This window comes from Aeromonas hydrophila subsp. hydrophila ATCC 7966, assembly GCF_000014805.1.
In the GTDB taxonomy this organism is placed as follows: domain Bacteria; phylum Pseudomonadota; class Gammaproteobacteria; order Enterobacterales; family Aeromonadaceae; genus Aeromonas; species Aeromonas hydrophila.
On the sequence record NC_008570.1, the window covers coordinates 1,841,543 to 1,854,766 of the forward strand.

5 protein-coding genes are annotated in these 13,224 nt (G+C 64.6%); 3 read left to right on the forward strand and 2 right to left on the reverse strand.

Translation table 11 applies throughout. The features are described from left to right. Positions 1–31: 31 nt before the first annotated feature. Entirely contained in the window at positions 32–850 is an 819-nt protein-coding gene (pflA, locus tag AHA_RS08500; protein ID WP_011705579.1) for a pyruvate formate lyase 1-activating protein, read from the reverse strand. Positions 851–915: 65 nt separating this feature from the next. After that, the gene (locus AHA_RS08505; protein WP_164927597.1) at positions 916–3,855 is read right to left on the reverse strand and encodes a sensor domain-containing phosphodiesterase; all 2,940 of its coding nucleotides are present in this window, start codon (positions 3,853–3,855) and stop codon (positions 916–918) included. A 134-nt stretch (positions 3,856–3,989) separates the two neighbouring features. On the opposite strand from AHA_RS08505, the gene AHA_RS08510 reads away from it, so the two are divergent. From AHA_RS08510 to pbpC, 3 genes are all read left to right on the forward strand, one after another. Continuing rightward, complete coding sequence (locus AHA_RS08510; protein ID WP_011705581.1) at positions 3,990–5,678, forward strand: FAD-dependent oxidoreductase; 1,689 nt, start codon at positions 3,990–3,992, stop codon at positions 5,676–5,678. A 165-nt stretch (positions 5,679–5,843) separates the two neighbouring features. Beyond that, on the forward strand, positions 5,844–10,733 hold the full coding sequence (locus AHA_RS08515; RefSeq protein WP_370511037.1) for an alpha-2-macroglobulin family protein: 4,890 nt from the start codon (positions 5,844–5,846) through the stop codon (positions 10,731–10,733). A gap of 10 nt (positions 10,734–10,743) precedes the next feature. After that, entirely contained in the window at positions 10,744–13,143 is a 2,400-nt protein-coding gene (gene pbpC, locus AHA_RS08520) for a penicillin-binding protein 1C (protein WP_011705583.1), read from the forward strand. Positions 13,144–13,224: the final 81 nt, after the last annotated feature.

The following is a 13,224-nucleotide window of genomic DNA, read 5'->3' on the forward strand; positions in this document are numbered from 1 at the left end:
GCCGGCGTTTTCCCGGCCAGCCCCTGAGCTATCAGTATTTGACGTTGTTGTGGTACTTGGCGAGGATGCCCTGGACGCGGTCCATGGTCTCCTTGCTGGGCGGCTTGATCCCGTTGAGGTCATAGGTGTCGCCCAGTACGTCCCACTTGTGCTTGCCAAGTTCGTGGTAGGGCAGCAGCTCCACCTTCTCGACGCACTCTCCCAGTTCGGCGATGAACTGGCCGAGCCCTTCGGCGCTCTCGTCGTCGTCCGACCAGGTCGGCACCACCACGTAGCGGATCCACATGGTCTTGCCCTTGGCAGCCAGATAGCGGGCAAACTCCAGGGTGTACTTGTTGCTGACGTGGGTCAGCGGAATGTGCTTGTCGTCGTTGATCTGCTTGATGTCGAGCAGCACCAGATCGGTATTGTCGAGCACCTTGTCGAGCTGCTCGTCGTAGTGGCGCACGAAACCGTTGGTGTCGAGGCAGGTGTGGATGCCCTTCTCCTTGCAGGCGGCGAACAGTTCGGCGATGAAATTTTGCTGCAGCATGGCTTCGCCACCGGAGGCGGTGACGCCACCACCCGAGGCATTCATGAAGTGACGATAGCTGGTGATGTCGCTCATCAACTCCGGCACTGTCACCTCGCGGCCGCCCTGGGTGTCCCAGGTGTCGCGGTTGTGGCAGTACTTGCAGCGCATCAGGCAGCCCTGCATGAACACGATGAAGCGTATTCCGGGGCCATCGACGGTGCCGCAGGTTTCAACGGAATGGATCCGGCCAATGACCCCGGATGCATCGGCGGTCACACTGGTTTCAGCGGCGGTGGCGCTGACTTCGACAGCGGGGATCCGATTAATGACAGACATAGACGACTCCAATGATTCGAGCAGGCCGTTATTTTATTACATAAAGCCCTATAAATCCTACATGTTTAGCCCGGTACCGCGGCACCCAGCAGGCTCTCTAGGGCTTTGGCGGTGAGCGGCCGGCTGGTCAGGAAGCCTTGATAATGCTGGCATCCGAGGGATTTGAGGATGGCGAGCTGCTCTTCGTCCTCCACCCCTTCGGCGGTGACGGTAAAACGAAAAACCTTGGCCAGTTCCAGGATCGCCTTGACGATGGCCTTGTCCTGTTCGCTGTGTACCAGGGTCTGAATGAAGCTTCTGTCTAGCTTCACCTCGTCCGCCGGCAGGTCGCGCAGATAGGCGAGCGACGAGTAGCCGGTGCCGAAATCATCGATGGAGAGCAGGATGCCGAGCTCCTTGAGCTGGCGCATTCTGGCGATGCTCTCCAGCCGGTTCTCCAGCACCACGGATTCGGTCACCTCCAGCAGCAGGCGGGAGGGGGGCACCCCGGTATCGCGCAGTATGTATTCCACCTGCTGCACGAAGCCGACGGTGTGGAACTGGCGGGCGCTGACGTTGACCGACAGATGGGGAATGGCCAGCCCGCGGTTGAGCCAGAAGCTGTACTGGGCGCAGGCGGTCTTCATCACCCAGTAGCCGATGTCCTGGATGAGGCTGGTCTCCTCGGCGATGGGGATGAACTCCGCCGGTGGCACCATGCTGCCGTCGCTGCGTTGCCAGCGCAGCAGCGCCTCGATGCCGGACAGTGCACCGTTATCGACCCGGTATTGCGGCTGATAGTGCAACTGCAGCTCGTGGTGGCGCAGGGCGTCGCGCAGCTGGTTGTTGAGCGCCAGCTTGCTCTTCTCCTTCTCCGCCATCGCCTCGCTGAAGAACACATAGTTGCCCTGGCCGGATCGCTTGGCCATGTGGGTGGCGGTGTCGGCCTGCTGCATCAGCACCAGGTGATCCTTGTCCTCGCTGGAGAAGAGGCTGATCCCCACCGAGGCGCTGCAGTGCAGCTTGTGATCCTCGATGTCGAACGGAATGCGAAACAGCCCCATCAGCTCGCGGGCGAAGTGCTCGGCCAGGATCTTGGCGGTGACATAGCCCTGGCCCAGGGCGCTGAACAGCAGGGCGAATTCGTCACCCGAGATGCGGGCCAGCACCAGGTTGTCCTGCGGCAGCCCCTTGAGCCGCTCCACCACCGCCTGCAACAGCAGATCGCCGCAGGCATGGCCGAGGGAGTCGTTGATCGACTTGAAGTTGTCCAGATCCACCAGCAGCAGGGCGCCCCACTGGCCGCTGGCCTCCTGCAGGGTACGCTGCATGATATCGTTGAGGCTGCGGCGGTTGTAGAGGCCGCACAGATCGTCGTAATAGGCGAGCTGCTCGATGTGGCGCGCCGCCTCCTTCTCCTTGCTGATATCGTAGAAGCTGCAGACGTAGTGGCTGATCTCGCCGTGCTCGTCCTGCACCCCGCTCACCATCAAGCGCACCGGGAACAGGTGGCCATCCTTGTGCAGGCAGCGCTCTTCCCCCATCCAGAATTCCTGGGCCGCCACGGCTTGGCGCACGTCCTGCTTCAGGTGATCGCCATAGTAGGTGGGCCTGAGCCGGACGATATGCTGGCCGATCATCTCATCGTCGGCAAAGCCGGTGATGCGGGTAAAGGAGTTGTTGACCTTGAGGATGATCCCCTTGTGATCCATCACCAGCAGGCCGTCGTGGGTATTGAAAGCCACCTCGGCCAGCCGCAAGGCTTCGTCGGCGGCCAAGCGCTGTAGTTCGACGGCGGCCCGCTCGTGCTGGCTGCTGAGGGCATCGAGCAGCGGCATGGGGTCGGCCAGCGGCGTGTCGAGCAGCAGGGTGAGCTGGCCGATGGGGGCACCGTGCTGGCCGTGCAGCGGAATGCCGACATAGACGGGGGAATTGAGTGCCAGCAGCTGGCTGGCCTGGGGATAGCGCAGGGGCAGGTCTTCCACATAGACCGCCTGGCCGTGCTGGAACAGCTCCTGGCCGGGGCCCGGGTCCATCTGGATGGGTTTGAGCACCGAGAAGGTCTCTCCTTCCAGCACGCAGCGCGGGATCATCCACAGCTCCTGGCCGCGGGGCTGGTACTCGCCGATCCAGCCGATGCGGGCACCGCTGACGCTCATGCCCCAGCGCACCAGCGCGCGGCAATAGGCGATGCCGGTCAGCAGGGTGAGCTCGGCCGGCAGGGCCAGCACAGGGTTGTGCACAGGTTCGGGGAGCGGTTGCCAGTGGCCGAGCAGCTGGGCGCTGTGCCGCACCAGTTGCAGCATCTCTTCACTGAGGGGGGTGGCGTTGAGGTATTCGAGGCTCAGCACGCCGATGAGTTTTTCCTGCTCCAGCAACGCGCCGTCCAAGCGCGAGCTCACCCCCGCATTGGCCAGGTAGTAGTGCTGGCTCAGCATGGGTTGGTGCGCCGCCTCCGAAAAGCTCAGGGACTTGCGGGTGCGCAGGGCGCGGATGTAGCGGCTGTCGCCGCGAATGGCGGCCACTTCGTCGGCCCCCAGGGTGAAGACCGGGGTCAGCTGTTCGCTGCCGAGGGGGCCGTTGGCCTGATAGTGCCAGAGGATGAGGCGATCGGCCCCCAGACTCTCTTTGAGGGTCTCCAGCATGGCGGCAAACTGCTGTTGGCTCGCCATCTGGCTCAGGCGCGGCAGGTGCAGCGCCAGATCGGCCACTGGCTCCTGGCGCAGGGTCTGCAGGCAGATGAGCCAGAAGGCATCTTGTTCGTGGGAGAGGGCGACGTGCCACTGCTGGCCGGCAAAGCGCAGCACCAGCTTGCCGCCCTGGCCGCTGGTGAGCGCCTGCTCGATGGGCAGGCGCAGCGCATCCGGCAACTGGGCCGGCCAGGGGCCTCTGGGCTCATCGAGCCAGTAGAGCGGGGTTTGCATCACATCGGTCAGGGCGACCAGCCGCTGGCTGCGCACGTCCAGACGAAAGAACAGCGGTGTCTGGCTGGCAGAAGAAAGGTGACTGAGCGCGGTTGACGACATGAACTGATAACATCCTGTTGAACGACTGTCGGGTGGCAAGAATACTGCAAAATCGGTACAAACAAAATTTCATTGAATTCTAAATTAGAACACACTAATTTAATGGCAATCTGTCGTTGACTGGAGTCTTGCTGATGAAACGGATCCTGATTGTAGGCGGTGTGGCCGGTGGAGCCTCTGCGGCGGCCAGAGCCCGCCGTCTGAGCGAAGAAGCGGAAATTGTGATGTTCGAGCGGGGCGAGTTCGTCAGCTTCGCCAACTGCGGGCTGCCTTATCACATCGGTGGTGACATCCCCAACCGGGATGCCCTGCTGTTGCAGACCCCCCAGAGCTTCAAACGCCGTTTCAACGTGGATGTGCGGGTCTTTCACGACGTCATCGAAATAGACAAGGCGGGCAAGAGCCTGCTGGTGCGCAACCTGCTGACTGGCGAAGAGCGCCGTGAAGCCTATGACGTGCTGCTGCTGAGCCCGGGCGCGGCACCTATCCGGCCTCCGTTCCCCGGCATCGACAGCCCGGGTGTGCACACCTTGCGCAATATTCCCGACATGGACCGCATTCTGGCGGCGCTGGCGCACGATCAGCCGCGCCATGTCACCGTGGTGGGAGGCGGTTTTATCGGGCTGGAGATGATGGAGGCGCTGCACCAGCGCCAGCTGGATGTCACCCTGCTGGAGCTCTCCGATCAGGTGATGGCGCCGGTGGATAAAGAGATGGCCAACATGCTCCATGCCCGTATCCGGGAGGAGGGAATCGATCTGCGCCTGCGCACCGGCCTCTCGGCCATCGAGAGCCTGGATGTGCTGGCGGAAAAAATCGCTGCCGTGGCCACTGAACAACGGAGTGGATTACGCCTGACCTTGAGTGATGGCTCCCGGCTCGATACCGGCCTGTTGATCCTCGCCATCGGCGTCAAGCCCGAGACCCTGCTCGCCGCCAAGGCGGGGCTGGAGCGGGGGCCGCGCGGCGGCATCAAGGTGGACGCGGGCATGCGAACCTCGGATCCCTTTATCTATGCGGTGGGGGATGCGGTGGAGGAGACCGACTTCGTCACCGGCGAATCTGTGCTGATCCCGCTGGCGGGCCCCGCCAACCGGCAGGGGCGCATCGCCGCCGACAACATGCTGGGCCGAGCCGAAACCTACAAGAAGACCCAGGGTACTGCCATCTGCAAGCTGTTCGATCTGGCGGTGGCCAGCACTGGTCTCAACGAGAAGCGGTTGCTGCAACTGGGGCTGCCGTTCGAGAAGGCTTATGTCCACCCGGGCAGCCACGCCGGTTACTACCCCGGCGCCCACCCGGTCAGCCTCAAGCTGCTGTTTGCCCCGGATGGCAAGATTTACGGTGCCCAGGCCATCGGCAAGGACGGGGTCGACAAGCGCATCGACGTGCTGGCGGTGGCCCAGCGCGCCGGTCTCACCGTGATTGATCTGCAGGATCTGGAGCTCACCTATGCACCGCCCTTCGGCTCGGCCAAGGACGTGATCAACATGGCCGGCTTCGTGGCCAGCAACCACTTGAAGGGGGACACCCTGCTCTGCCACGCAGCCGAGGTTGAGGCTCGTCACCCCCATCAGCAGGTGCTGGATGTGCGCAATGGCCCCGAACTCGACAAATTGGGTCGCATCCCGGGGGCGATGCACATCCCGCTGGATGAGCTGCGCGGTCGCCTCCATGAACTGCCCAAGGACAAAGAGCTGCTCATCAGCTGCCAGGTGGGTTTGCGCGGTCACGTGGCCTGTCGCCTGTTGAGCCAGCACGGCTTCAAGGTCAAGAACCTCTCCGGCGGCTTCAAGACCTGGCAGATGGCGGTGATGGAGTAACTCGCCCGAGCCGCAAGAGAGCGCTGACCCCAGGGGCGGCGCTGTTGCATCTGGCGGGGGGAGCTTGCGTTTTAACTGCAATGAGTTTTGTGTCAAGCGAGCCTGATCCCTTATCCTGTTGGCTATTGCGCTGCACTGGCAGCGAGCCAATCAGGGATGACATTTATGCGCCGCGTCGACTCTCACCCTCGCCTCTCTCGTTCCTCACCGCAACAGACGGCCGTCCCCGGGCGCCGCTGGTCGGCCCTGCTACTGGCGGGATTCACGGCGCTGCTGCTGAGCGGCTGCGGCCCCGACAAGCCTGTCGCCAATACGCCGACCAATCAACCCGCTGCCGGGCAGGAGGCCGGGGCGCCGAGTGCAGTCGTGCAGGCCAATGCCCGCCAATATCGGGATGCCCCGGCACTGGCGCTGGTTTTCTCCGGCCCCCTGGCGCCGAAGGCAAACTGGCAGAGCTGGCTTTCGGTCAGTGAGGGAGGCAAGCAGGTGCAGGGGGAGTGGATCCTCGCCGACGATGGCCGCACCCTCTATTTCCCGAACGTTCAGCCCGATAAAAGCTATGAGGTGAGCCTCAAGGCGGGGTTGGGCCCATCCCCCCAGAGTTGGACCCTCAAGACCCGTCCGCTGGAGGCGGGGGCCTCCTTTACCGCCAGCGGCATGGTATTGCCGCTGCGCGACGAGCTGCGCCTGCCCATCAGCGCGGTCAACGTGGACGAGGTCAATATCGATTTCTTCCGGGTCGATGCGGAATATCTGCCCCGCTTCCTGGCGGAATATCGCCCCGGTGCCGGCATGGGCAACTGGGAGCTTGAACAGATCACCCAGCGGGCCAAGCGGGTGTTTAGCGGCCGCTACGCGCTGGAGCTCGATGCCAACCGGCGCGAGACCCGCCTCATCAATGTGAAGGAGCCGCAGTTGGCGGAGGCTGGCGTCTACTTTGCGGTGATGTCGCCTCTTGGCAACTACGACTGGCGCAAGGAGACCACCTATTTCGCGGTGAGCGACATGGGGCTCAGTGCCCGTCGTTACAGCGATCAGCTGGAGGTGTTTGTCAGCTCGCTGGCTACGGCTGATCCGCTCAAGGATGTGCAACTCTCCCTGCTCGATGAGAAGGGCAACCGGCTGCAGGTGCAAACCACCGATCCGCAGGGCCATCGCCGCTTCGATCAGGTGCAGGGTGCTCGCTTGCTGCTGGCTGAACAGGGCAAGCATCTGGCGGTGCTGCGCCTCGATGGCGCGGCGCTCGATCTCTCCACCTTCGATCTCGGCACCCAGCCCTGGCAGGCTCAGCAGCTTTATCTGTTCAGCGGGCGGGATCTCTATCGCCCCGGCGAGCGGCTCGACAGCGAGATCCTGCTCAAGGGACAGGATGGCCAGCTGCTGCCGGGCATGGCGGTGGAGCTGGAGGTGAAACAGCCGGACGGCCAGCTGCTCGAACAAAAGCGCCTGCTGCCCGATAGCCTTGGCGCCGCTCACTACGGCCTGCGCCTGCCGATTGATGCGCCGCTCGGGCGCTGGACCATCAACCTCAAGACCGCCGCCGGTAGCCGCTTCGAGTGGCCCTTTTTGGTGGAGGAGTTCTTGCCGGAGCGGCTGAAACTGCAGCTTGGCAAGGGGCCGGATGGTGAAGTGACAGATCTGGACGCCGCCCTCACTCTGCCGCTGCAAGGGGACTATCTCTACGGTGCGCCAGCGAGCGCCACCAAGGCCAAGGCCGAGGTGAAGTTAAGCCGCGCCACCATGCCCTTTACCCAGTGGCAGGAGTTTACCCTGGGGGACGTGCTGCTCGCCGAGCAGGCCAAGGATCTTGAACCGCGGAGTCTCACCCTCGATGCGCAGGGGAAGGGGACTTTTTCGCTGGCTGATGAGCTCGATGGGGTGCGCGCCCTCGGGCCGCTGGAGGTGGCCTATCGGGTGTCGCTCGCCGAGCCCGGTGGCCGCGCCGTCAATCGCAGCCGCACCCAGTATGGCTGGCCCATAGGCAGCCAGTGGCCGGCACTTAGGGCCGATTTCGTGGCGGATCGGGTGGAAGGGGGCAAGCCGCTCCCCTTCCAGATCCTCAACCTCGATGAGCAAGGCCAACCGGTGGCGGGGGCGGTGAAGGTGCGCCTTGTCAACGAGTACCGCGACTACTACTGGCACTACGCCGATGGGGAGGGGTGGAAGTACGAGTTCAACAGTCAGCCCTATCTGGAGCAGGAGCAGACCCTGCAGCTGGATGGCAAGGGGCCGACCCCGCTCACGCTGCCACTGGCGGCGGGCTGGTATCGATTGGAAGTGGAGAACAGTCAGGGCCATCAATCGAGCCTGCGGGTGGAGATCGGCAGTTACGCCTGGGGCGGCGGTGGCGAGCAGGCACGACCCGACAAGATTGCCATCACCCTCGACAAGCGGGCCTATCAGGCGGGTGACAAGGCCAAAGTGACCTTGGTTGCGCCACGCCCCGGCAAGGGGTTGCTGCTGGTGGAAGATGGCGACGGCCTGCGCTGGTGGCAGCGCATCGAGCTCAAAGGGGCCGGTGGCGATGCCAAGGATGCCCGCGGCGAATTCGAGATCCCGGTCAGCCCCGAGTGGCAGCGTCATGATCTGCATATCTCGGCCCAGATCGCCGCGCCAGACAGTGCCTCCAAGTCGGTCAGTAGCCAGCAGGGGCAGAGCCTGCGCTCGGTCGGTCTGGTGCCGCTCACGCTGGATCGGGAAGCGCGCCGTTTGCCGCTTACCCTGAGCGCGCCTGATAAGGCGGTGCCGCTCACGCGATTGGAAGTGACCGCCACCTCCACCCCCAACAGTCAGGGGCGGGTGGTGCTGGCCGCGGTGGATCGGGGTGTGCTCAATATCAGCGACTACCAGCCCCTCGACCCGTTCGAGATCTTCTTTGGTCGCAAGCGCTTCGCACAGGATTTGTTCGACAACTACGGCCAGGTGATCCCGCCGCAGGATGGCAAGCTGGCCCGCCTCAACTACGGGGGCGATCGGGCGCCGCTGAAAAAAGGCGGCGCGCTGGAGAGTCGGGTCGAGATCGCCGCGCTCTGGAGTGGCGAGGTGAGTTTTGATGAGAGCGGCAAGGCGGTGATCCCGCTCGATTTGCCCAACTTCAATGGCGAGCTGGCGCTGATGGCGCTGGCCTGGAATGAACAGCAGGTCGGTGAGGCCGAGCGCGCCGTCAAGGTGGTGGCGCCCTTGGTGGCCGAGATCGGCTGGCCGCGCTTTGGCGCCAGAGGGGATGAGACCCGGGCGCTGGTACAGCTGCGCAACATGAGCGGCGAGGATCAGACCCTCTCCCTTGCCTGGACCCTGAACGGTGGGCTCAAGGCAAACGGCGAGCTGCCCGGCACCCTTTCTCTTAAAAATGGCGAGGAGCAGTGGCTGACCCTGCCGCTCACCGTGACCGGGGCGAGCGGCGTGGCGAGCCTGCAGTTGGCGGCCAGCGGCAAGGATTTTGCCATCAGCCGCGACTGGTATTTGCCGCTACGCTCCCCCTGGCCGGCCGAGACTCGCCAGCGTTACCAGATGCTGGCCCCCGGTCAGCAGATGAGCTTTGCGCCAGCTGAGCTGGCCGGGCTGGATCGTGCCAACCTGCAGGGGCTGCTCAGCCTCTCCGGCACCCCGCCCTGGGATCCGGCAGCCCAGTGGCAGGCGCTGGCCGACTACCCCTACGCCTGTCTGGAGCAGACTCTGTCCCGTGCCTGGCCTTACTTGCTGACCACGGCGGATGAGCGCACCGCCTGGAGCAAACCCGCAGAGGGCAAGAAAGCGGCGAGTGAGGCGGATGTGCAGCGCGCCCTGCTGCAACGGCTGCAGCGGTTGCAACTGCCCAGCGGCGGCTTTGGCCTGTGGGATGGTCGCTCCGACGAGGAGCAGTGGCTCACCGCCTATGCCGCCGACTACCTGCTGGCGCGCAAGGAGGCGGGCGACGCCGTGCCGGAGGCGATGCTCAATCAGGCGCTGAACCGGCTGCAAAGCTATCTCACCGACAGCCAGTACGGCGAGCACTGGAGCAGTGCCCCCGAGCACAGCCGGCTGGCTTATCAGGCTTACAGCGCCTATGTGTTGGCCCGGGTGGGCAAGGCGCCACTCGCTACCCTGCGCCTTGTCTGGGAGCAGCAGGCCGATCACGCCCGCTCCGGCTTGCCGCTGCTCCACCTCTCCCTGGCCCTCTCGGCCATGGGGGATGAGCAGAATGCCGCCAAGGCCCTCCGCCGGGCGCAGACGATCGAGCGCGGTGACGACTATCTGGGGGATTACGGGTCGCCGCTGCGCGACCAAGCCCTTGAGCTCTCCCTGCTGCGCCAGCACAAGCTGGCTGCGGATCGCTGGCCCGCTCTCAGCGCCAAGGTGGCCGATACTCTGGCTCACCGTCAGTGGCTCAGCACTCAGGAGCGGCTCGCCCTGCTGCGACTCGCCCGCTTCGATCCGGCCGTCGACTGGCAGGCCAAGGTGACCTCCTCTCTTGGTAGCGAGTCCCTGAGCGGTTCGGCCCCGTTGCAACTGGGCGCCCCCGAGGCGCTGGCAGCCAGTGCGGTTACCAATGAGGGCAAGGGCTCCCTCTATGTGAAGCGCACCTTGATCGGTTACCCCGAGCAGGCTCCTACCCGGCTGAGCCAGGGGATAAGCGTGACCCGCAGCTGGTTCAATAGCGACGGCCAGCCGTTTGATCCCGCCAAGGTAAAGGTCGGCGATCTGGTGGTGGTGCGGCTCAACGTCAGCAGCGAATCGGCGGTGCCCGATGCCCTGCTGGTGGAGATGGTGCCCGCTGGCTTCGAGCTGGAGAACCCGACTCTTGGCAACAGCATCAAGCTCGAAGAGCTCTCCATTGAGGGGAAACCAGCGTGGCAGAGCGAGTGGAACGACTATCTCAAGCATCAGGAGTTTCGCGATGACCGCTACACGGCAGCGCTGGATCTAAGCGAGGGGAGCAACCAGCAACTGGTCTACCTGATGCGGGCGGTGACGCCGGGTCGCTATCAGGTGCCGCCGACCCAGGTGGAGGATATGTACCGCCCCGAGCTACGTGCCGTGGGTGAGGATATCCATGAGGTAACTATCTCTGAGTAGCTGGCGCTTGATGAGTCGCAGACGCCCTCTGAGCAACGTTCCTTCCAGTGAGCGGGTTCGCCCGCTCACTTTCTGGCAGCGTGGCTGGCTGAAATTAGTTCGCACTGGCCGCGCCGGCTGGCGCTGGCTTGGTCGTCTGCCACGCTGGCTACGTGTCTCGGTATTGGGGGTCATCACCCTATGCCTGTCGCTACTGGCGCTGGATCGCATTTTCCCGCCGCCGCCACTCGACCCGGCCTATGCGCGGGTGGTGCTCGATATGAAGGGGCGGCCGCTGCGCGCCTTTGCCGATACCAGCGGCGTGTGGCGCTACCCCGTGACCCTGGAGCAGGTCTCCCCCCGCTATATCGAGGCACTACTGGGCTACGAGGATCGCTACTTCTGGCGTCATCCCGGGGTCAACCCGGTGGCCATGGTGCGCGGCATCGGTCAGTGGCTGCGCTACGGGCGCGCCGTGTCGGGTGGCTCGACCCTCACCATGCAGGTGGCCCGCCTCATCGAGCCCTACCACAGAAGCGTGCCCGGCAAGCTGCGCCAGATGGCGCGCGCGCTGCAGCTGGAGTGGCACTACGACAAACCCACCCTGCTCACCGTCTACCTCAACCGGGCGCCGTTTGGCGGCAACCTAGAGGGGGTGCAGGCGGCAAGTTTTGCCTATCTCGGCAAGAGCGCCGCCAAGCTGACCTATGCCGAGGCTGCACTGTTGGCGGTGCTGCCGCAGGCTCCCAGCCGCAACCGGCCGGACCGGCATCCCGAGCGGGCCCGCACCGCCCGTGACAAGGTGATACAGCGGCTGGTAGCGCAAGGCGTCTGGCCCGAACAGGTGTGGCTGGAGGGGCGTATCGAGCCGGTGCTGGCTCGCGGTCACTTCACGCCGATGGAGGCGCCGCTGTTTGCCCGTCTCGCCGCCGACAATCAGGCGGGAGCGCTGGTGCACACCACCATTGACGGCGATCTGCAGCGCTGGCTGGAGGGGAGGGTGGCGAGTTATATCCGCCGCTTCCCCGAGCAGACCTCAGCGGCGTTGCTCTTGGTAGACAACAAAACCATGGCGGTACGCGCCTATGTGGGCAGCGCCGAGTATGGCAATTTGCGCCGCCACGGTTACCTCGACATGGTGCAGGCGATCCGCTCTCCTGGCTCCACCCTCAAGCCCTTTATCTACGGTCTGGCCATGGACGAAGGATTGGTGCACTCGGCCTCCCTGCTCTCCGATGCGCCGAGACTGGGGGCGGAGTACCGCCCCGCCAACTTCTCCGGCGCCTTTCAGGGGCCGGTGACGCTTGCCCAGGCGCTGCAGCAATCCCTCAATGTGCCGGCGGTGCAGGTGCTGGAGGCGCTGGGGCCGGACAAACTTGTCAGCCGCCTCGACAACGCCGGGGTGCGGCTGGCGCTCTCCGACAAGCCCAATCCGGCCATAGCACTGGGGGCGGCGGGGATCCGGCTTGAGCAGCTGGTGGCGCTCTACAGCTCGCTGACCCGGCAGGGGCAGGTGGCGATGCCGGTTTGGCTGGCGGGGCAGCAGGCAGTGTCACGCCCCTTGCTGAGCCCGGGGGCGGCCTGGATCATCTGGCAGATCCTGAGCGCGCAGGGACGGGCGGATCAGCCTTTTGCCAGTGAGGCGACCGGTAGGGTCAATCGGCTGGCTTGGAAGACCGGTACCAGCTACGGCTATCGCGACAGCTGGGCGATGGGGGTCTCAGGTCGCTGGACCATAGGCGTTTGGCTTGGGCGCCCCGACGGCACCCCCATGCCCGGTTTTTACGGCCAGAGCGCGGCGGTGCCGCTGCTGCTCTCTGTCTACTCGCGACTGGCCGACAATAGTCCCCTGCCAGCACAACCCAGCACGGTGAGCGAGGCCGAAGTTTGCTGGCCGCTGGGGCGCAAAGCGAGCGCAACCCTGCCTGAGGCCTGTCTGCAGCGTCAGAGCGCCAGGTTGCTGGAAGGGCGCGATCCTCCCACCTTGCCGGATCCCATGGACTGGCCGTCGCCGCTGCGGCAAGTGGCGTTGACCAAGGAGGGCAAGCCGACGCTGACCCGTTGCCAGGATGCGGTGCAATCCGGTTTTCGGGCGCTCTGGCCGCTGTCGCTGGAGCCTTGGCGGTCCCCCGACGAGCGACGGCAGACGCTGCTGGCCAGCGGTTGTGCAGGGGAGGGGCAGAGCGCCGAGCTGCAGGCCCCGATTCGGATAGTGGCGCTGGGGGAGGGCAATCTTATCCGCAGTCAGCGCTATCGGCTACAACCCAAGGTGTTGGGCGGTGTCGGCAAGCCGGCCTGGTTTCTCAACGGCCAGCGGCTGCGCTGGGACGGCGATCAGGTGCTAAGTGCGGCGGGTCGTTATCAGCTGGTGGTGGTGGACGAGGCGGGCAACAGCGATCGCATCGAGTTTCGGCTGGAGAATCCCTCCTGAGGGGAGGCGCCTCTCTTTGGAGTGTCAGAATATTGACGACATCGGGCGATGGCTGCGATGTCGTCAGCGGATTGTCGATTT

Bases quoted from the DNA above. Each gene is read 5' to 3' on its own strand.
- pflA (WP_011705579.1), bottom strand. From the start codon at position 850: ATGTCTGTCATTAATCGGATCCCCGCTGTCGAAGTCAGCGCCACCGCC.
- AHA_RS08505 (WP_164927597.1), bottom strand. From the start codon at position 3,855: ATGTCGTCAACCGCGCTCAGTCACCTTTCTTCTGCCAGCCAGACACCG.
- AHA_RS08510 (WP_011705581.1), top strand. From the start codon at position 3,990: ATGAAACGGATCCTGATTGTAGGCGGTGTGGCCGGTGGAGCCTCTGCG.
- AHA_RS08515 (WP_370511037.1), top strand. From the start codon at position 5,844: ATGCGCCGCGTCGACTCTCACCCTCGCCTCTCTCGTTCCTCACCGCAA.
- pbpC (WP_011705583.1), top strand. From the start codon at position 10,744: ATGAGTCGCAGACGCCCTCTGAGCAACGTTCCTTCCAGTGAGCGGGTT.